The sequence below is a fragment of the Flavihumibacter sp. UBA7668 genome (assembly GCF_002483205.1).
GTDB lineage: Bacteria > Bacteroidota > Bacteroidia > Chitinophagales > Chitinophagaceae > Flavihumibacter.
Genome location: NZ_DLHM01000004.1, coordinates 491,948 through 512,028, shown reverse-complemented (window position 1 = coordinate 512,028; position 20,081 = coordinate 491,948). Strand labels below are relative to the sequence as shown.

General features: G+C 43.0%; 16 protein-coding genes. 7 read left to right on the top strand and 9 right to left on the bottom strand.

Annotated features, from left to right (window positions below; translation table 11 throughout):
- Positions 1-5 precede the first annotated feature (5 nt).
- Together B2746_RS10335 and bshB1 are read right to left on the bottom strand one after the other, a co-directional pair.
- Positions 6-1,073: a fatty acid desaturase family protein gene (locus tag B2746_RS10335; RefSeq protein ID WP_290793113.1), complete on the bottom strand. Its 1,068-nt coding sequence runs from the start codon at positions 1,071-1,073 to the stop codon at positions 6-8.
- A 93-nt stretch (positions 1,074-1,166) separates the two neighbouring features.
- Complete coding sequence (bshB1, locus tag B2746_RS10330) at positions 1,167-1,904, bottom strand: bacillithiol biosynthesis deacetylase BshB1 (protein ID WP_290793111.1); 738 nt, start codon at positions 1,902-1,904, stop codon at positions 1,167-1,169.
- A gap of 52 nt (positions 1,905-1,956) precedes the next feature.
- Here bshB1 and B2746_RS10325 point away from each other — a divergent pair, with 52 nt between their 5' ends.
- Positions 1,957-3,627 (top strand): DEAD/DEAH box helicase, encoded by a 1,671-nt coding sequence (locus B2746_RS10325; RefSeq protein ID WP_290793107.1) that lies wholly within the window; start codon positions 1,957-1,959, stop codon positions 3,625-3,627.
- 79 nt (positions 3,628-3,706) lie between these two features.
- On the top strand, positions 3,707-5,110 hold the full coding sequence (lpdA, locus tag B2746_RS10320) for a dihydrolipoyl dehydrogenase (protein ID WP_290793105.1): 1,404 nt from the start codon (positions 3,707-3,709) through the stop codon (positions 5,108-5,110).
- Positions 5,111-5,755: 645 nt separating this feature from the next.
- Here the strand turns inward: lpdA and B2746_RS10315 are convergent.
- Positions 5,756-7,048, bottom strand: coding sequence for a M43 family zinc metalloprotease (locus B2746_RS10315; RefSeq protein ID WP_290793102.1), 1,293 nt, complete (start codon positions 7,046-7,048; stop codon positions 5,756-5,758).
- 205 nt (positions 7,049-7,253) lie between these two features.
- Between B2746_RS10315 and B2746_RS10310 the strand changes: the two genes are divergently transcribed.
- On the top strand, positions 7,254-8,102 hold the full coding sequence (locus tag B2746_RS10310) for a glutaminyl-peptide cyclotransferase (protein WP_290793099.1): 849 nt from the start codon (positions 7,254-7,256) through the stop codon (positions 8,100-8,102).
- Here B2746_RS10310 and B2746_RS10305 read toward each other — a convergent pair.
- The 4 genes from B2746_RS10305 to B2746_RS10290 are packed head-to-tail and all read right to left on the bottom strand — an operon-like array spanning position 8,099 to position 14,425.
- The gene (locus tag B2746_RS10305; RefSeq protein ID WP_290793096.1) at positions 8,099-8,995 is read right to left on the bottom strand and encodes a class I SAM-dependent methyltransferase; all 897 of its coding nucleotides are present in this window, start codon (positions 8,993-8,995) and stop codon (positions 8,099-8,101) included. The two genes, B2746_RS10310 and B2746_RS10305, sit on opposite strands and share 4 nt — an antisense overlap.
- A gap of 2 nt (positions 8,996-8,997) precedes the next feature.
- A complete protein-coding gene (locus B2746_RS10300; RefSeq protein WP_290793094.1) occupies positions 8,998-9,654 on the bottom strand; it encodes a hypothetical protein in 657 nt (218 codons plus the stop codon).
- 59 nt (positions 9,655-9,713) lie between these two features.
- Positions 9,714-11,369 (bottom strand): hypothetical protein, encoded by a 1,656-nt coding sequence (locus B2746_RS10295; protein WP_290793091.1) that lies wholly within the window; start codon positions 11,367-11,369, stop codon positions 9,714-9,716.
- Positions 11,370-11,392: 23 nt separating this feature from the next.
- Positions 11,393-14,425, bottom strand: a complete 3,033-nt coding sequence (locus B2746_RS10290; protein ID WP_290793088.1) for a tetratricopeptide repeat protein — start codon at positions 14,423-14,425, stop codon at positions 11,393-11,395.
- A 153-nt stretch (positions 14,426-14,578) separates the two neighbouring features.
- Here B2746_RS10290 and B2746_RS10285 point away from each other — a divergent pair, with 153 nt between their 5' ends.
- Both B2746_RS10285 and B2746_RS10280 read left to right on the top strand, forming a co-directional pair.
- Entirely contained in the window at positions 14,579-14,986 is a 408-nt protein-coding gene (locus B2746_RS10285; protein ID WP_290793086.1) for a DoxX family protein, read from the top strand.
- Between the two features lie 26 nt (positions 14,987-15,012).
- Positions 15,013-15,438 (top strand): acyl-CoA thioesterase, encoded by a 426-nt coding sequence (locus B2746_RS10280; protein ID WP_290793083.1) that lies wholly within the window; start codon positions 15,013-15,015, stop codon positions 15,436-15,438.
- Here the strand turns inward: B2746_RS10280 and dacB are convergent.
- On the bottom strand, positions 15,411-16,802 hold the full coding sequence (gene dacB, locus B2746_RS10275; RefSeq protein ID WP_290793081.1) for a D-alanyl-D-alanine carboxypeptidase/D-alanyl-D-alanine endopeptidase: 1,392 nt from the start codon (positions 16,800-16,802) through the stop codon (positions 15,411-15,413). The two genes, B2746_RS10280 and dacB, sit on opposite strands and share 28 nt — an antisense overlap.
- Positions 16,803-16,874: 72 nt before the next feature.
- Here dacB and B2746_RS10270 point away from each other — a divergent pair, with 72 nt between their 5' ends.
- A complete protein-coding gene (locus tag B2746_RS10270; RefSeq protein WP_290793078.1) occupies positions 16,875-18,143 on the top strand; it encodes a competence/damage-inducible protein A in 1,269 nt (422 codons plus the stop codon).
- Positions 18,144-18,200: 57 nt separating this feature from the next.
- The gene (locus B2746_RS10265) at positions 18,201-19,556 is read left to right on the top strand and encodes a dihydrolipoamide acetyltransferase family protein (RefSeq protein ID WP_290793075.1); all 1,356 of its coding nucleotides are present in this window, start codon (positions 18,201-18,203) and stop codon (positions 19,554-19,556) included.
- A gap of 12 nt (positions 19,557-19,568) precedes the next feature.
- On the opposite strand, the gene B2746_RS10260 is transcribed toward B2746_RS10265, so the two are convergent.
- On the bottom strand, positions 19,569-20,078 hold the full coding sequence (locus B2746_RS10260) for a SixA phosphatase family protein (RefSeq protein ID WP_290793072.1): 510 nt from the start codon (positions 20,076-20,078) through the stop codon (positions 19,569-19,571).
- Positions 20,079-20,081 lie beyond the last annotated feature (3 nt).

Below are 20,081 nucleotides of genomic sequence, written 5' to 3'. Positions count from 1 at the left end.
GACTATCAGGCCCGTCCCATCTGTTTAAGGAAGGAAACATGTGATGCGATAGCAAGCCTTGTTTTTGGGTACTCAATATAAGGCACACCGTATTCAGCACAGGCTTTCTTGATGATCTTGCTGATGGCAGGATAATGTACGTGTGAAATTTTGGGGAAAAGGTGATGTTCCACCTGGAAATTTAATCCGCCAACCAGCCAGCAAACAATTTTATTACCGGTGGCAAAATTAGCGGTGGTTTTCAACTGGTGAACAGCCCACTCATCTTCCAATCGGCCTGTTTCAACATCCGGCACCGGAAAAGCGGTATGCTCCACGGTATGTGCCAACTGGAATACAATACTCAGTACGAATCCCGCAAACATGGTGAATACCAGGAAGCCAACCAACCAGGAAGTGAAACCCAGCATATAAATCGGCAATCCCACATACAGGAAGAGATTAAATACTTTGAACGACCAGAAAGTGATATGATCACTTAATTTCATTTTTTTCAATGGCATGCTTCCGATCTTGCTGGCGAAGTATTTGGTATAATCCAATACGAAAATCCAGAGGATATACAACAGGGAATAAAGCAACCAGAAATAAAGGTGCTGGTACTTGTGAAATTTGTATTTGGGCTGAGTGGTACTCATCCGCATCCAGGGCTGGATATCAATATCATCATCCAGTCCGTCTACATTTGTATAGGCATGGTGAATCACATTGTGTTTTACATTCCACATAAAACTACTTCCTCCCAGTACATTCAGGGAAAATGCAGCCACCTGATTTAACCACTTGTATTTACTGAAACTACCATGCGCACCATCGTGCATGATATTAAAACCGATGGCGGAAACAATTCCACCCAACAACAAACATTCCAGGATGGCTACCCAGGTTACCGGGGTAAAAAACACCAGGTGTACATAGGTAAACACAAAAGCAACCAACAGGATAATCGCCTTTGTGTAAAGGGTCATATTTCCGGTTGTGGACTTTCCTTTTTCTTCAAAATACTGATTGATTCGTCTTTTTAATTCAGAATGAAAAGACTGAGCGGTGGAGCTAAACTTTGGAGTAACCATGAGATAAATAACAGGTTCGAAATACAAAATAAGGGATAAAGGTACGAAAATCCGGCACGATGGAAATTTCTGTTTACCCTAAAACTGTTAATATTAGGTCTCGTTCTGAATCAATGCATCAAGACTACTGATTCCCAATGTTTTCTGCGTGGTAAATCCTTCCGCAAACCGAACTCCAATCCTTTTCCCCAGCATTCTTGCCCTGGCCACCACAGATTCCCGGAAATCAGGGGTGGAAATATAGGTGGTTGGTCCTTCAGTTTCCATATCCGGATTATAAAACTGGGTGGAATAGGCTTCGATTGCTTTCATTCGCTGATCAAAAACATCTGAAATATCCACCAGAAAGTCTGGCTCATGCAGACGATCCTGGATATAATGCAGCACATATTTGGGACGCCAGCGATCCTGTAACTGACCCGCATCGTCGCTGGTTTCAATTTTGATCAGTCCGGCCAGGAAGCAGGCTTCCGCAATCAGTTTACCCGCCCGCCCATGATCCGGATGTCGATCTTCCAAAGCATTGGACAGCACTATTTCAGGTTGATATTTCCGAAGTACACGAATCAGTTGCAACTGATGTGCCGCATCATTTGCAAAGAAACCATCTTTCATTTTGAGGTTCTCACGGACATGAACACCCATTATTTTTGCCGCTTCTGCAGCTTCCGCATACCGGGTTTCAATTGTTCCCCGGGTTCCCAGTTCTCCCTGGGTAAGATCCAGAATCCCTACTTTTTTTCCCCGCTTTATTTCATTGATGATGGTGCCAGAACAACCCAGTTCCACATCATCCGGATGAACTCCAATGGCTAGTACGTCAAGTTTCATAATCTGCAAATGTAGTGCGTTTAATATCTTACCTTTGCGCAAATTTTGATATATGATAACATTTGATGGGTTAGGACTTGATGAGCAATTGGTTAAAGCGACGACAGCCCTTGGATTTGTAACACCTACCCCGATTCAGGAAAAAGCAATCCCGATTTTGCTTAGCGGAACCACTGATTTAGTGGGACTTGCACAAACCGGCACCGGAAAAACGGCTGCCTTTGGATTACCTCTTTTACAATTGATTTCACCCGCTGATAAATACCCACAGGCGCTGGTTGTTTGTCCAACCCGCGAACTCTGCATGCAGATTGTTACTGAAATGGAGTTGTTTAAAAAATTTAAACCCTCCATCAATTTGGTAGCTGTTTATGGTGGTACTGCTATTGGAGCACAGATCCGCGATATTAAGCGCGGTGTCCATATTGTGGTTGCAACTCCAGGTCGTCTGATTGATCTGATTGAGCGGAAAGCAATCAATCTGGAGCAAATTAAATACGTTGTGCTGGATGAGGCAGATGAAATGTTGAATATGGGATTCCAGGATGATATTGAATTCATTCTGAAAAACACACCAAAACGGGAAAGTACCTGGTTGTTCAGTGCTACCATGCCACCTGAAATCAAAAAGGTGAGCAAGCGCTATATGAAAGATCCGCAGGAAGTGCAGGTGGGTAAAGTAAATACCGGCAATAAAAACATTGATCATCAGTATTATATTACTTCTGCCCAACACCGTTATGAAGCACTGAAGCGTCTCATTGACTTTAATCCGGGTATGTATGGAATTATTTTTACGCGTACCAAACTGGATGCGCAGGATATTGCTGAAAAACTGACCCGCGAAGGGTACGATATCGATGCCCTGCACGGTGATCTTACCCAGGCACAACGCGACAAAGTAATGGGACAATTCCGTGATAAAAGCCTGCAGTTACTGATTGCAACCGATGTGGCAGCAAGAGGTATTGATGTGAAAGAAATTACGCACGTAATCAATTATGAATTGCCGGATGATATAGAAGTGTATACACATAGAAGCGGACGTACCGGACGTGCCGGTAAAACCGGAATCTGTATGTCAATTGTGCATAGTCGTGAGACATTCCGTTTACGTCAGATAGAAAAGATCGTTCAGGCACCTTTCAATAAGTTGGAAATTCCAACTGGTAAGGATGTTTGCCGCAAACAGTTTTTCTACTTCATGGACAAATTGCTGGAAACCGATATCAGCCATGGCAACTACGAAACCTATGTTCCCATGCTGGAAGAAAAGTTTGCTGATATGAGCAAGGAAGATATCCTTAAGCGGGTAGCTGCAATGGAATTTGATCGCTTTCTGAAATATTATGATAATGCAGAAGACCTGAATATCAGGGAAGATCGCAATAGATTAAGACAACAGCCGAGCCGTGATTTTGGTCAGCGGGGTGATGCCGGAAGAGGAAGAGAAGCTGTGCGTGGACGCGCATATGAAGGTCCATCCAATACTACCAAACTCTTTGTTAATCTTGGTACGAAAGATGGTTTTTACAAAGCCAGCTTTTTGCAGTTTATTCTTGATATGAGTGAACTCAGAAAGGAGTCTTTAGGTCGCATTGATATGAAGGAAATGAACAGCTGGGTGGAAGTTGATAAAGCTGCAGCTTCTAAAATGATCAAGGCTATTGATGGAAAAACCTATAAAGGCCGCAAAATCCGGATGAATGATGCCAACCGCTAGTGGTTTGGCTATTTGAGCCGGGTAAGTTAGTTTCGCAAATCAGGTACTATTAATTCAACCTATAATTAAACTATAGATTATGGCATACGACGTTCTTGTGATTGGTAGTGGACCCGGCGGTTATGTAGCCGCTATCCGTGCATCACAGTTGGGTTTTAAAACAGCCGTTATTGAGAAAGAAAGTCTGGGTGGCGTTTGTCTGAACTGGGGTTGTATCCCAACCAAGGCGCTGCTGAAAAGCGCTCAGGTTATGGAATATATCAAACATGCAGAAGCTTATGGTATTGAAGCGAGCGGTAAGCAAAACTTTGAAAAAGTAATCAAACGCAGTCGGGGTGTTGCAGATAAAATGAGTAAAGGGGTGCAGTTCCTGATGAAGAAAAACAAGATCGATGTGATCATGGGTTTCGGAAAAGTACAGGGCAAAGGAAAAGTGGAAGTAAGCAAAGCAGATGGTACCAAAGAAGTGGTTGAAGCAAAACATATCATCATCGCAACAGGTGGTCGCAGCCGGGAATTACCGAGCCTGAAACAGGACGGTAAAAAAGTGATCGGCTATCGCGAAGCAATGGTTTTACCGCAGCAGCCAAAATCAATGATTGTGGTTGGTAGCGGCGCTATCGGCGTTGAATTTGCTTATTTCTATAACAGCATGGGAACTAAAGTTACCATCGTTGAATTCATGCCTAGAATTGTTCCGGTAGAAGATGAAGATATTTCCAAAGAACTGGAAAAATCCTACAAAAAATCCGGGATCGAAATAATGACGAATGCATCGGTTGAATCAGTTGATACTTCCGGTTCCGGCGTAAAAGCGAAAGTTAAGACTGCCAATGGCGAAGTGACGCTGGAAGCTGATATCGTATTGAGTGCTGCCGGTGTGGTTGCCAATATTGAAGGCATCGGCCTGGAAGAAAACGGTATTAAAACAGATAAGGGTAGAATTGTAGTTGATAAATTTTACCAGACAAGTGTTCCAGGTGTGTATGCAATCGGAGATTGTGTACCCGGACAGGCACTGGCACATGTTGCTTCAAAAGAAGGAATTATCTGTGTTGAAAATATCGGCTACGCAGAGAAAAAATACCATCATCAGCCGGAAGCACTGGATTATAACAATGTTCCGGGTTGTACCTATTGCACACCTGAAATTGCTTCTGTCGGATTTACGGAGAAAGCTGCCAAAGAAGCCGGATATGAAATTAAAGTGGGTAAATTCCCATTAAGTGTATCAGGAAAAGCACAGGCGGCTGGTGCTACTGAAGGTTTTATAAAAGTAATTTTCGACGCCAAATACGGTGAGTGGCTTGGTACGCACATGATTGGTTACAATGTAACCGAGATGATTGCTGAAACCGTTGTTGCCCGCAAACTGGAAACCACTTACCACGAAGTACTCAACAGCATCCACCCGCACCCAACCATCAGCGAGGGCATTAAAGATGCAATTGAAGTGGCGTACGGAGAAGCGATACATTTGTAGGTGAAAGGAGAGAGGTGAGACGTGAAAGGTGAAAGACTCGAAAGACTCAAAAGAATCGAGAGTATAACTTACAATAGGATCTGGATCTCCAGATACAAAAAAAGAAGCAGTCTGATTGGGCTGCTTTTTTTATGTAAGCAGGTTTTAACCTGGAGGTTCATTATTGAGCGATGAGCCAATTGATTGGGGAAATGAGCCAATTAAAAGACCTGTGAGCCAATACGAATTTTCATAAACAATTGAAAGACAGATTCATATAACTTATTATGGAAATTCACGCAGGCGCTATCCTCCGTAATCCTTCGTTATCCTCCGTTTTCTTCCGTACATCGTTTTAGCTTCGATTTGCCTTCCCTTTCCCCACGCTTTAGTTTCCCTTTATCCTCCCCTTCCCCACAATTCCCATTCGTTGTACGCCAGCTCTATTATCATTATCGGCTAATTTTCGGCTCTATTTCGTCTCTTTTTCAGCTCTGTTCCGGCTTTGTTTCGACTTGTTCTATCTTCGATTACCTTAGGAGTACCTGCTGCAAAATCCTATCAAAACACTATTATAACCAAACTTTGTACAACCATCTAACAACCTCAACCACCCCGAAACCATTCCCCTTCTCCTCCCCTCTCTTTTCCCCCCTCTCCCTCTTCCTACATCTTAACAAACTTCCCTACCGGCTGTCCTGCCTTATCGGTTTTGATCAGGTATTGCCCGGGCGTAAGCGTTCCGATGGGAACGATAACCTGATTTCCACGGATAGGTACCTGCATTATCTGCTGGCCCATTAGGGAATAAATGAATAGTTTCTTTTGTTTAAATTTTTCAAAATCCGTTATTTCCACGCGGATCACCGTGGAGGCGGGAACAGGGAAAATCTGTAATGGCTGGGGCTTGATTTCGGATGGATCCGATTGTCCCCAGTTGGGATCAATGGGATCGCCGTCGGTTTGCAGGGCGAGGCCGGCCAACAGACTGTTCCGGGCTCCATTGACATCAAAAACGGAACGCATTTTCGCTTTCTGACCCAATGTAAACATATACATACAGCTATCATCGGTCAGGTCCATATAATTCATGTACATATCACCCTTCGGATCATCTCCGCAGGTATTGAGAATACCAGACGGACATCCCCTGTTATAGCCTTTCTGCTTCGGGGTATCATCAATCCCGTCATCTCCGCAATATGAATCGCCCCAAATATGTTTAAGTCCCAGCCAGTGGCCGATTTCGTGAACTGCCACCCGGCCAAGCGTATATCGACCCTGTTTATTAAGGGTACCAAAAACCTGGTGGTTCAACACAACTCCATCGGTGGACGGATGATCACCCGGCATACTCGAATAGCCCATGATACCTCCCACCATATTGCCAACCCATATATTAAGGTAATGGGCAGATGGCCAGGCATTATCCCCGCCTTTGGAACTATACTTGATACGGTCATCCATGGAAAACATGGTAACCCCGGTTTTTACCCGCAGGATTCCGGTAGTCGGTTTGCCTGCCGGATCCACTCTTGCCAGTTCAAAACGAATCATGCAGCTGGCCACCAGTTGCTTAAAACGATCCGGAACCCGAACCAGGTCGGCATTGGCAGCCTGAAAATCACGGTTAAGTGCATCCAACTGTGCCTGAACCTGTGCATCTGAAACTGCTACCGATCCGGATTGCAGGATATGCACTACAACGGGCACTACAATCTGTGCAGGCACCACCAGTACCGGCGCTAAGGGAACAGAAGAAATTGCGGAAGAAGTTGAAATGGAAGAAGTTGTTGTGGAAGTAGTTTCTATGGAAGAAGTATTGAAACCGACGTTGGAGTAATTCCCGGAAGTAGAATAATTTCCATGAATCGGCCTGCTGTCCTGGGCACACTCTTTTTGAGCGAAAAGCCAGGCAGGCACAGATATCAACAGAAAGAGTATAATGATCCGTCTCATGAAAAAGGGTATTAAGACGGCCAATCATAGCGTGGATCAACAGAAATTCATCGGGTAGATTTTGACGAAGTTTGTCAAAGGATATTCAGAGAAGAATTGTAAAACAAGGGCTTTTTTGTTGAAATTCAAAGAGTAGTAACATATTTTTTGGAGTTTTTAGCCGAATGGAAATGGTCGGATTGGTACCTTTGCCTGCATGTTTAGAATGAAATCAATACCAGCCTGTATTTCCGCCAGCTGTTTGGCTATAAGCCTTGTTGCCTGTAATAATGGAGGGGAACCTGCCGGATCAACCCCTTCCCAGCCGGCCAATACCCTCCCCCCACCCGCCAGTTTCCAGGTGAATCTGGTAAATACCTACCCGCATGATACCAGTTCTTATACGCAGGGATATGTTGTGTATAAAGGTCAATTGCTGGAGGGCACAGGCGGCAAACCCGGGGATAATCCATATGAATCAAGAATTTCAAAAATTGACCTGCCTTCGGGTAAGGCTAATCTTACACAAAAGCTGAGTACCGCTTATTTTGGGGAAGGGATAACGGTCTTTAATGATAAATTATACCAACTAACCTGGAGAGAAAAAGCCGGCTTTATTTATGACCCTGTTACACTTAAAAAAACCGGAGAATTTCAGATTAAAACAGAAGGATGGGGATTAACCCACGACAGCACTAACCTGATTTTGTCGGATGGCTCCAGCAACCTGTATTTTCTGAATCCGGAGAATTTTACCACCTCCCGCATTCTTACTGTTTCCGACCAATATGGCCCGGTAAATAATTTAAATGAACTGGAATTTATAAATGGCTATATCTATGCAAACAGATGGCAGACGAATTTTATTCTTAAAATAGATCCATCAAACGGCCAGGTGGTAGGTAAGGCAGATTTGTCAACTCTGCTGGATTCACTGAAACAACAATATTTCAAAAACACGGATTATAATAATGGAGATGCAGTTTTAAATGGCATTGCCTATGATGCTGCTTCCGGAAAAATTTATATAACAGGTAAACTCTGGCCGGTCTTATTTGAAGTAAGCTTTAATTAGGTTTTTCGCATTACGTAAATCAGTGAACTTGCTTTCTCTTTATCTCTCATGGCTTTTTGATTGGACTTCCAGCCCTGCAAAAAAGCGTTGACATGATTGGGTTTTCCGTTTTTATAATTTTCACTTAACATACTTACGTAGAAGCTGTCGAACCACATAGGAATTGTTTTTTCAATCTGCAGTCCAGGTAACTCCATCAACCTGCGCATGGAAGCGGGTGAAAAATGATACAGGTGACGTGGCACATCATATGCTGCCCAAAAATTCTGATAATAGGTTGCATCGCCGGATGTATAATTGGGAACTGCCACAATCAACCGGCCATCCTGTTTCAATAACTGAACAATTGTTTTTACATATTCCTGCAAGGCATGTACATGTTCCAACACATGCCACATGGAGATCACATCAAACCTTCCTGATTCCAATCGAAACAGGCTATCCGGCTCCAGCAATTGCAATTGATATTTATCACGCGCTATGGAACGCGCGCCTGCATCCGGCTCAAGACCGGTAACCTGCCATCCTGCATGTTTCATGGTATGCAGGAAGGCTCCAGTACCAGCACCGATATCCAGCAAATGTCCCGATTTTCGTCCGCTTACTTCCACTATCAGCCTGCTCTTGGAACGAAGGGTATATTTCCTGACCCAATGGTACAATGTATTGATGATTCCCTTCTTTGTATCGTTATGTGAAATATAGTCAGCTGATTGATAATAGGTTCCTATTGATTCCTGATCAGGAATATCCTGGGTAAACTGAAATGAACAGGATTCGCATTTCCAAACAGAAAATATTTCTTTGGAAACAGAATAATCGGGTATAACCTGGAATTCCTTAACAGATGTACTGCTGCAAACCGGACAAGTACTGTAATGAATCAATGCCATGATCAGTGGTTAAGATTTCTACTGGTGGATGGCATCTGATATACAGGAACTTTTTGCTGATTTCCACTGGTACGAACACCGGCATCCTGCCTGAAATAATGAAATACAGCAAAACTTATTGCGATGGCTGCCAGAATCAGGGCAGCAATCCACCAGGAACCTCGTTCAATATAAACATCATCTGTTTGTCCGTCAGACAAGTCAGAAGCTATTACTTCCCGATCACCAACAAGAATGGAATGTTCTGCATGTTCGCGAAGAACGCGATTGGCGGTAACCGGAGCAGGAAGATCAAAAGAAGGTGTTTCCGTTTCAAATGAAATTTCCCCTTTTTCATCGGCTACAAAATTTCCCAATCCCGGCCAGTTGGCTACTTCATTTGCCCTGATTTTTGCCCGAAGACCATAGGCAAATTCATTGTACCATTTGATAGCTTCAAAATCAGGCACACCCAGCCGATTTGCCAGGTAGCCAAATAAATCCTTATCGGGAGCATCAAAATACTGATCAAATCGAAATCTGTAGAGGGGCGACAAAATCCGGGTATTAACAAAATCAGTTCTGGCGGGCAAACGCTCCATATGAAGCGTCCCCAGTCCGGGTATACTGATTCGTTTCTGTAGAAACAGGTAATTATTTAAAACATCCAGTTTTTCCATACAGGTTGCAATCGGGCAAAAAACCGAATTTTACCTGACCCGTCAAAAATTAGTTTCTCTTATTTCTGATTAAAGCGAAAAATTATACCACCCATCACATTAAATCCATATACCTGGTATTGATTCCAACGCTCGTAGCGGTTATTCAAAATATTATTCATCTGAAGCCAGAGATCAAATGACCTGGTTACTTTGAACTCCAATCCGGCACTCAAATCATAGGCCTGATCTCCTTTTCTGTCTTCTCCTGCCAAATTCCGGTAAGCCGGACCATCCCAGCCAATGAAATCAGTTTTAAAATACAGATCGTCGATTACTTTCCAACGAAGGTTGGCATGTAATTCAAGCGGGAATAGTCCCCATGCTTTCGACTGACCTTCCACGCTTACAAAGTTATTATAGGTAACGCCGGAAGAGAAAGCGAATTTCTCTCCTTTATTGTAGCCGATTTCACCATGAACCGTAACAACATCCATTTCAGGAGCATATACTGTTTCAAATGTTTTACCATCTCTGAAATCATTTACAAACAGGTTTACATTCCGTTGTTTTTGTACCCCCAATTTTGCATTATACGTGAAATGCTGGGCCAATACTCCTTTAAAGCCTCCATACAATTCAACGATTCGGGTATTCAGCAGTTGCGACGGCTGTGCAATCCATGGATTGATGGTGGAGAATCGCTGCATACTTCCCTTATTGAAATAACCGATATATCCTGCCTGGAAAGTAAAACGTTTATCATTGGTGGTGAAATCAGCGAGGATATTCGGCAGCATATGAAATACGCTATTATCCCAGGAAGGTAATATCCCTGTTTGAATAGACACATTGGGTGTCTTTAACAAAAGGGAGGGTGCCAGTTGAAACAGGTTATTCTTGATAGCTGATTTATCCTGGGCTTTGTAATGTGTCATATCGCCGATGAATGCCAGGTTGATACCAAAGCTTTTTCCAAAGGTTTTCTGCACAGGAAGTTTGAATATGAAATTCTGTTCTCTTGCACTGCTGTCTTCGTTTTTATGCCGGAAGGAAACCACCCGGATACTTGGCTGATAACTCAAACCAAAATCCGACGGATCAGTATTTCTTAGGGTAATTTCTCCATCGATTGTTTGAAATTGTTGTCTCAGTTCGCGTTTGGAAAAATCAAGTGTAGTTGGCCGGTAACCGTAGAGAAAATAATCCTCCCCTTTGAATCCGACTTTAGCTGTTACCTGGTGATCTTCAGAAATCATTTGTCCCCCGCGGGCAGTTACATCCACCAGATTATGTTTCTGAAAATCGAGCTTTCCTTTGGAAGCAAAGACTTCACCATATAAATTCAAAAAGGAAGATTTGCCATCTCCAAAATTGAATCCTGCCTGTGCATAGGGAAGATGGTTATTACCCGCCCCCACTTTTACATACTGGCTATTTTTCCATGGGAACAAAGAATCGATCTGCATGGCAACAGGTTTCAGTGTTCCCGGCTGATATGGCAGTTTTACCTGCTGAACAGGAATAGAATAATTCAATACCGGCTTTGTACTATCCATTGCCGGCAATGCTGCTGAAAAATTCAACTTCACCGCATCCCGCAAAACAGGTTTGAAAGTGGATGTTATATCAATGGTCTTTTTCTTTGAGCTATCCTGTGCCATTCCACTTAAACAAAGTGAAATGAATCCTGCACCCAGGGCGATTGTTTTTCCAATTACGCGCATATTGTTCATGGATCCTCTTTCTTTAAAATGAATCAATTGTTGGCAGAAATATTGTTTTGTTTGCTTTCTGCTTCCGTTGCCACTTTCAACTTACGTTGTGCTTCTTCTTTTAATGCCGGAATGGAAGCGTTTTCAACAATACTCTGATACGTTGCTTTTGCATTGAAAAAATCCTGTTGTTTCATATAAATATCACCTAACAACAGATAGGCGCGTGTTACCCATTCTTCATAGGAACCGCTTTTATTGATTACTTCAAAAGCTGTTTTTTCAGCTTCCTTAAACTTTGATTGTTCAAACAGGCACCAGGCAATTTCATACCTGGCTTCTGCACTGAATGCGCCTTTTCCGCCGGATGCTGCCGCTCTGTAATAAGAGATCGCCAGATCAAAATTCTTCTCTTCCTGTGCGGCTCTGGCCAATACCATATTGCTTAATAATTTATCATCTGCACTGGCTCCTTTTGCCTTGAGTAATTCTTTGGCATTTTCAACCGCCCTGGGCCATTGAGCCAATTGGTATTCACTTCTCAATTGACCACGCATGGCTTCCAGTTTATTTTCCTCCGTACTTGCAAATTCTTTCAAACTGGCATACAGACCAGCAGCTTTATCATATTGTTTCAGGTCAAAGAAATTAAGCCTTGCTGCCTGTAATAAAGATTTTTCACCAAACTTATTAGGCACCCGGCTGGCTACGGCTTCATAAGCTGCTGCTGCAAGGGCATGTTCTTTCCGGCTTAAAAGGATTTCACCCTTATAATAATTTGCCTCTACCACATATCGACCCTGCGGGTAAGTATTCAGGTAATTATCAAACCGGCTGATTGCATTGGTAAAATTTCCATTACTCAACTGCACTTCCGCTTCTGCATAAGCCAGTGAATCCTGCTGACTGGTTGATACATCTCTTCCCATTTTCCGGGCATATCCGATGTATTCACTGGTACGTCCTTCTTCAACATAAATACTTCTGGCATTGTCCAATGCATCTTCGGCTTCGGTTGAATTGGGATATTGTTCCAGCAGGGCATTGTATTGTTTCAGCGCCTCATCATTATTCCCCAGATTATATTGTGCAATTCCTGCCCTCAGGTGCGCTCTTGGTTTCAGTGCTTCACTCTTACTGTTTTTCAAAACCGCATTGAGATAAGGAATTGCTTCTTTATACTCTTCGTTTGACAAGTAGGATTGGGCAATTTCCATGTTGGCATCCGGCACCAGAGAAGATCCAGGATATTTCTGCTGTAATTGTTGTAATTGTCTGATTTTATCATTGGTACTGGAAATGCCGGCAATCATGGATTTCTGAAAACTTGCATAATCACTGGATGGCCAGCCTAATTGAATGGCACGATCGTATAAACCGGTTGCTTTTTTGTATTCCCGCTGCATATAGATGGCATCCGCCATGCGGATAAAAGCATCCTGTTCAACCTGACTGGAACGGGCGGTTGGTGTTTTTACAACTGCTTCAAAATGGAATTGAGCCTGTTTGTACAATTCTTTTTTGAGGTATGCATAACCCAGGTTGTAGTTAGCATGACTTGCATTTACTTCATTATTGGAAACCGGATTCTTCAGATAATCTCCATAATATTCGATGGCTTCTTCGGTTGCTCCTGTACGGTAAGCCAGCTCTCCTTTCCAAAACTGAACAAGCGGAAGAACAGCCGTATTAAAGGGCGCTTTAAGTGCTTTATCAAGCAATAAATCTGCTTCCTCCAGGCGATTGTCATTGATTAATTCAGTGGCTCTTCCATATAAAATACCCGGATAAAACTTCCTTACCTGGTCCGATGGCTGCCGGATACTTTCCAGTAAGGTCAATGCATCTTTATAGTTACTTGTACTGGCCATTACCCCAACCAGCACTTCCCGTGCCTCCGCTGTATAACCGGAATTGGGATAGGTGGCCAGAAATTGCTGTAATTCATTTAAAGCGATATCATGGTATCCTAACTCATAAGAAAGTTTACCATAGTTGAATCGGGAAATTTCCTGTTGGGTTGGATTGGAACTATTGATGGCACAAAACAGAAAGGCATTCCGCGCATTGGCTTTCTGCCCGGTTTTAAGATAGGCATCCCCCAATAAATACATGGCATTCTGTGCCAGTGAATCTTCCTTGCCGGATAATTTTTTAAACCCTTCTATAGACTTTTCATATTGACGGGCCTGGTAATAACTATAAGCCAGTTCATATTGATCATGCCTTCCTGGTGTTGAAGAAGCTGCGTACTTTTCAAGGTAAGGCAAGGCTTTCGCATAATCACCCTTTTCAAACCAGCCATGACCAACCAGCTTGGATAATTCAAGGTCATAATAGCCTTTACCTTTATCCAGTTTATTGGTTGCATATTGAAGTGCCTGTTCTTTATCGCCGGTGATATATAGAATCGTAGCAATATAATACGGCACTACATCCGAATATTCGGCTGCATTTTCAACCACTCTGAATGATTCCAGCGCTGAACGGTATTGTTTGTCCTTAAATGCTATAAAACCAAAATAATAATTGGCATCTACATAATGTTCAGAGTTCTTCATTTGCCGTACAGCATCCAACAAGGGCTTTGCCTGATCAAATCTTTGCAGATTGAAATAACTATACCCCTGATGGAACTTAAGGGTAGCCACCTGATTATTTTCCAGGTGTTCCAATGAAGTCTTTTCATAGAAATTTACTGCATTGAAAAAATCTTTCTGACGGTAGTAATATTCTCCCAGTTGAAAACTCATTAGTTCAACCCGGCTAACATTTCTATCCAGTTCTACGTATTCCACAGCTTCCTCCAATGCACCTTTTTCGTTTTTCATCAGTCCGCATGCGAGTGTGTAATAACGCAGCTCCTGAGAATTCAATGCCTGATTGGTCTGATCGGGTTCCCTTAAACGAAGATGTAACTCACGGAATATGGGATAGGCGAGGCTATACTGCCCACGCTGATAATATTCCTTCGCTTGTTTAAATCCTGATTGGGGATCAGTGAAAAATCCTGTTTGTTGTGCCTGTGCCAATTGTAATACGGAACAGCACAAAATCGATGCGACGAATCTTCTCACTTGTTAATGATTTTAATTTCAAAGGCCACTTGAAACCGGGTAAAGGTTTCAAATATTTTAATTATGACCAAATAACGTTCCAAACAACTGTGGATAATTGAAATGATTAACAATTCTTTCAACCGAGTGCCTATTTTTGACAAAAAATCCAGAATGAAAAAACTACTTTCCACCAGTTACCAGGAATGGGCATTTGACACCATGAGCTTTTTGATGAGAATTTCGTTCGGAGGTTTAATGCTGGTTGATCATGGTTTTCAAAAATTAGTTAAATACCCCAGTTTACAATCGAAATTCAGTGATCCTTTTCATATTGGTTCCGACTGGTCGCTGCTCCTGGTCATCTTTGCAGAGGTTTTCTGTTCCTTATTGGTGATAGCCGGACTCTTTACCCGACTGGCGGCCATTCCGCTTGTTATTGCTATGACAATTGCTTTTTTCATGGCGCATAACCATGATGTTAAGGAAGGTGAAAAAGCCGCTTTATTTCTTACCGGTTTCCTTGCAATCCTGCTGGTTGGTCCGGGCAGAGCCTCTTTAGACAGAATGATGGGACGATAAAAACTTTAACATAAGAAATACCCAATATGTATATAGCAGAGACCCAGGTGCGTGTCCGATATGCTGAAACCGATCAGATGAATGTGGTTTACCATGGTAATTATGCCCAATATTTTGAAGTTGCAAGAGCGGAAAGTATTCGCCAGCTTGGTTTGAGTTATAAGGATATGGAGGCTATCGGCATAATAATGCCAATTGTGGAATTACATACCAAATTTCTTCGGCCGGCTCATTATGATGATCTGCTGACTATCCGCACCACCCTTGCGAAACTTCCGGAAGATCACCGGATTGAATTTCAGCAGGAAGTTTTCAATGAACAGCAGAAACTGCTTACGATTGGAAAAGTGGTTTTATATTTTATCAAAGCCGATACCAAAGAAAAAACAAGCATGCCAACAGCACTGTATGAAAAGCTTTCCCCCTATTTCAATGCATCCAAAACAGAATAAAGTTTACGTACAGCTGCGGCTCCTGATCCGGAATAATTATTAACTAAAATGGCTACAACATATTTCTTTCCGTTTGCAGCGGTATGAAAACCGGCATAGGCGCGGGCTCCATTGATGGACCCGCTTTTTAATTTCATCCCATTATAAACAGGCAGGGAAGCAAAAAACTGATTGAACCAGCTCTGCTGACTCGACCAAAACAAGGCCCTGGTAAGCGCATCGGATGTAATCCTGTTTTGTGGCGATAATCCACTCCCATCCATTAATTGAAGCGCACCCGCTTCAATTCCCTTATCCTTCCAGAAATCCACCAACTGATCCACTCCTTTTGCTGTGGAAGGCTCTTTACCGGCTTTCAATGCCAGTTGTTTTATCATTGCTTCACCATACAGGTTGATGCTTTTTCGCATGAACCAATACACCAGGGAATCCAGCCGCGGAGAGAATGTTTTTCCCAATACATTCCAACGTTCGCCAACAACCGGTATTGCAGTTTCTTTTACTGATATCCCACCCAGCGTTAATTTATGTTTGAATTGTTCTGCCAACTGTTTTCCGGGATCAGGAAGTGCCCCGGAAATCCTAAACCGATCTTCCCCTAACGGTATGGTTCCTCTGATAATTCCTTTTATTGATCCCGGGGGCAAATAGATATAGGCATTATCACCACTGCCTTTTGATCCGGTTAGAAGCGCTGACTGAAGCTCCACATCAGCTAATTCCGGCTTTGTTCCAATGATTTTTACAGGTGTACCAATGCCCGGACCGGCAGCCAGCAACACATCAAACTGATTTTCACGCCAATTCAAAACGCCGGCACCCGCACCATAGTAATTTCCGATATCCTGCCAGATCCAGCCATCCGGTGTCCTTTCCTGATTCCAGCCATCCTCCTTTATAAGCAAGTCTCCTGAAATGGTTTTAATACCTTTTTCCTTAATCCATTTTACCCAGGATTCCAGCACCTGATCCTCCCTTGTTGATGAATAGCGCCAGGATCCAAGGGAAGGATCGCCACTACCCTTTATAATCAGATTACCTGTCAATATTCCATTCTTAATTTCTCCGGTATATCCCAGTTCAGTTTCAAACTGGAAACCCGGACCTAATTGAGCCAATGAACTGATTGAAGTCATCACTTTTAAGGTGCTTGCCGGTGCCAGCCCCATTTGTTCATTGTACTGATAAACCGGTTTACCGGTTGTTGCATCCAGTACAGATAAAGAGATGGCTGCATGTTTCATGGCCGGATCACTGGCAAGTTTCAGTACCTGTTGTTCAAGCTGTTCAGGCACCGATTGGGCATTAACAGAAAAACCTAGACCCATCCAACCAAGCAGCCCGATTATTTGTTTCCATCGCATCCGGCAATTTAGCTATTCCGGAAAAAACAGCCTAGCTAATTTGCCATTACCTTTATTCATTGAAACAACTGTATGGAATTACTTACTGCAAGTATTATCACTATTGGAGATGAATTACTGATAGGTCAGGTTATTGATACCAATAGTGCCTGGATGGCACAACAATTAAATCTGGCAGGCATCAGCGTTAGCCGACGGGTTGCTGTTGGTGATGAATGGAATGCCATCTGGACTGCACTTGATCAGGAAATGGAAAGAGCCGATATTGTTTTAATCACAGGGGGATTGGGACCCACTGCTGATGATATCACCAAACCCTTATTATGCGAGTATTTTGGAGGCAAACTGGTAACAGATCCTGGTGTATTGGCACATGTTACCAACCTTTTCGAAAATGTCTACAAGCGCCCCATGATTGAAAGAAATGCCCGTCAGGCGGAGGTTCCGGACGTAGCAAGAGTGTTGCATAATGCAAACGGAACCGCTCCCGGCATGTGGTTTGAAAAAAACAATAAGGTGGTTGTTTCCTTACCCGGAGTACCGCACGAAATGAAAGGGCTGATGACCGGTGAAGTAATCCCTCAATTATTAAAACAATTCAATCCGCCCATTATCCTGCATCGTACGCTGTTAACTGCGGGTATTGGAGAATCCTTTCTTGCAGAACGAATCAACCAGTTTGAAATCAATCTTCCTTCCTTTATCAAACTGGCCTATCTGCCAAGCTATGGAATGGTACGGCTCCGGCTAAGTGCATCCGGATATGATAAAAAAAATATTGAGGACATCATCAATGAACAATTTATCCTGTTACAGGAACAGGTGGCGGATGTGCTGGTGACCAATAAAGATGAATCAATGGATCAGTTGGTGGCTAACCTTTTATTGAAATACGGACAAACCCTTTCAACAGCGGAGAGCTGTACCGGCGGGTATATAGCCCAGTTACTTACAGCTGCAGCCGGATCAAGCCGTTATTATTTAGGGAGTATTGTGAGTTATGCAAATCAGGTCAAAAAAGAGCTGCTTAAGGTATCGGAAAAAACACTGGAATCGGTGGGTGCTGTAAGTGAGGAAACTGCTGTACAAATGGTGAAAGGTGCGCTGGCATCCTTAAAAACAAATTATGCAATTGCTACAAGTGGTATTATGGGTCCCGGTGGAGGAAGCGAGGAAAAACCGGTTGGAACGGTTTGGGTGGCTGTTGGAAACAATTCTGAAATAATTACCCGGAAATTTAATTTCCGCTTTGATCGTCGGCGCAACATTGAATTAACTGCCACGAATGCTTTAAACTTATTAAGAATATTTATAATCAGTCAGAGTTCTGGAAAAAACTAACAGTCATTAACATTGATAGCGAATCCTTACCTTTGGCGCACAAATCATTGAACGCTTATGGCTCTAGTTGACCTGGTAATGCCAAAATTGGGAGAAAGTATAATGGAAGCTACTGTATTAAAGTGGCTGAAAAACCCGGGCGATACCGTGAAACAGGATGAAACCGTATTGGAAATTGCAACTGATAAAGTTGACAGTGAGGTACCCAGTACAGCAGATGGAGTTATTGAAGAACTGCTTTACCAGCCCAATGATGTTGTTCCGATCGGTTCCGTAATTGCAAGAATTCGTACAAACGCAGAGGCACCATCTGCTGCACCGGAAATTACCCCGGAACCTGTGGTTGAAAATCTGCATCCAGCTCCGGTAGCAGAGACTGTTCCGGCTTATATTGAGGAATCGGTTAAAACCCCGTCCGAACATACAGTTCAAAACAATGGAAACCGCTTTTATTCTCCGCTGGTTTTGAATATTGCTGCCAGTGAGGGTGTATCGATGGCAGAGCTGGAATTTATTCCGGGAACTGGAAATGAAGGCCGGGTTACTAAAAAAGATATTCTCCAGTTTGTAGAAGAGAAAAAGGCAGGCACAGCCAAAACAGCTCCTGCCGTTGAACCTGTTGTTTCTCCGAAAATTGTACAGGAACATAAAATTACCAGTCCAACGGGCAATGGGTCAGATAAACCAATTAGCTCCTATGGCTCCAATGTGGAGATTATTGAAATGGACCGGATGCGCCGGCTGATTGCAGACCATATGGTTAAAAGCAAACAAATCAGTCCGCATGTAACCAGTTTTACTGAAGCGGATGTAACCAATCTGGTTCTCTGGCGCGATCGGGTGAAATCTCAATTTATTAAGCAGGAAGGAACCAAAATAACTTTTACGCCCCTCTTTATTGAGGCAATCGTACGCTGTATCAAAAAGTATCCTTTGATGAACAGTAGTGTGGATGGCGATAAAATCATTGTAAAGAAAGATATCAATATTGGCATGGCAACTGCATTGCCGTCTGGCAACCTGATTGTGCCTGTTATTAAAAATGCAGATCAGTTAAATCTGGTTGGCCTGGCCAAACAGGTGAATGCGCTGGCCGATGCTGCGAGAACGAATAAGCTGAAACCTGAAGATACACAGGGCGGAAGTTTTACCTTAACCAATGTAGGCACGTTTGGAAGCCTGATGGGTACGCCCATTATTCCACAACCACAGGTAGCTATCCTGGCTGTTGGTGCCATTAAAAAACGTCCGGTTGTTATTGAAACGGAGCAGGGAGATTCCATCGCCATCCGTCATATGATGTACCTGAGTATGAGTTATGATCACCGGATTATTGATGGCAGCCTGGGTGCTACTTTCCTCACTGCCGTGGCCAGGGAACTGGAACATTTTGATCCACATCGCGAGTTCTAACACACACATAGATCAATGCGGAGAGGGCTGACCATACTTGGATTGAACAAGTGTCAGCCTTTTCCCTTTTTTGGTAAGGATGTAGAGATTATCATAAGCCTCATCCGGTAAATCTGTCAGTATTGCTTCTCCGGTCATTTTATTTACCAAATCATCTACTGTATTACTATGACCTACAATCAGCGTGTTTTTTTTGAGTGATTTCAACTGCTGAATAAAAGCGGAATCTATTTTGCCATAAGTTTCAATGCGCAGAGAAAATCTTTCTGCAGTTGGTGTTGCCGTTTGCTTCGTTCGGCTTGTATTGGTGGAATAAATCTGCTGAATCTTTTCCTGCTTCAGGCGCTCTGCCAAATCCTTCGCCCTTTGCTCTCCGGCAGCTGATAAAGGAGGATTGCCAGCAGTATGCATGGCATTACCGGTTGACTCCTGCGCTTTCTCGGCATGGCGTACAATATAATATTTCTGGCTGCAGGCCGTTAACAAAAAAGAAAGGATAAGAACCGGCAGGATTTGTTTCATAAA

What these genes read in the sequence shown, in the direction of transcription:
- B2746_RS10280 (WP_290793083.1), top strand. Translation starts at nt 15,013, where the DNA reads ATGTATATAGCAGAGACCCAGGTGCGTGTCCGATATGCTGAAACCGAT.
- dacB (WP_290793081.1), bottom strand. Translation starts at nt 16,802, where the DNA reads ATGCGATGGAAACAAATAATCGGGCTGCTTGGTTGGATGGGTCTAGGT.
- B2746_RS10265 (WP_290793075.1), top strand. Translation starts at nt 18,201, where the DNA reads ATGGCTCTAGTTGACCTGGTAATGCCAAAATTGGGAGAAAGTATAATG.
- B2746_RS10300 (WP_290793094.1), bottom strand. Translation starts at nt 9,654, where the DNA reads ATGGAAAAACTGGATGTTTTAAATAATTACCTGTTTCTACAGAAACGA.
- B2746_RS10270 (WP_290793078.1), top strand. Translation starts at nt 16,875, where the DNA reads ATGGAATTACTTACTGCAAGTATTATCACTATTGGAGATGAATTACTG.
- bshB1 (WP_290793111.1), bottom strand. Translation starts at nt 1,904, where the DNA reads ATGAAACTTGACGTACTAGCCATTGGAGTTCATCCGGATGATGTGGAA.
- B2746_RS10305 (WP_290793096.1), bottom strand. Translation starts at nt 8,995, where the DNA reads ATGGCATTGATTCATTACAGTACTTGTCCGGTTTGCAGCAGTACATCT.
- B2746_RS10315 (WP_290793102.1), bottom strand. Translation starts at nt 7,048, where the DNA reads ATGAGACGGATCATTATACTCTTTCTGTTGATATCTGTGCCTGCCTGG.
- B2746_RS10295 (WP_290793091.1), bottom strand. Translation starts at nt 11,369, where the DNA reads ATGAACAATATGCGCGTAATTGGAAAAACAATCGCCCTGGGTGCAGGA.
- B2746_RS10260 (WP_290793072.1), bottom strand. Translation starts at nt 20,078, where the DNA reads ATGAAACAAATCCTGCCGGTTCTTATCCTTTCTTTTTTGTTAACGGCC.
- B2746_RS10325 (WP_290793107.1), top strand. Translation starts at nt 1,957, where the DNA reads ATGATAACATTTGATGGGTTAGGACTTGATGAGCAATTGGTTAAAGCG.
- B2746_RS10285 (WP_290793086.1), top strand. Translation starts at nt 14,579, where the DNA reads ATGAAAAAACTACTTTCCACCAGTTACCAGGAATGGGCATTTGACACC.
- B2746_RS10335 (WP_290793113.1), bottom strand. Translation starts at nt 1,073, where the DNA reads ATGGTTACTCCAAAGTTTAGCTCCACCGCTCAGTCTTTTCATTCTGAA.
- B2746_RS10310 (WP_290793099.1), top strand. Translation starts at nt 7,254, where the DNA reads ATGAAATCAATACCAGCCTGTATTTCCGCCAGCTGTTTGGCTATAAGC.
- lpdA (WP_290793105.1), top strand. Translation starts at nt 3,707, where the DNA reads ATGGCATACGACGTTCTTGTGATTGGTAGTGGACCCGGCGGTTATGTA.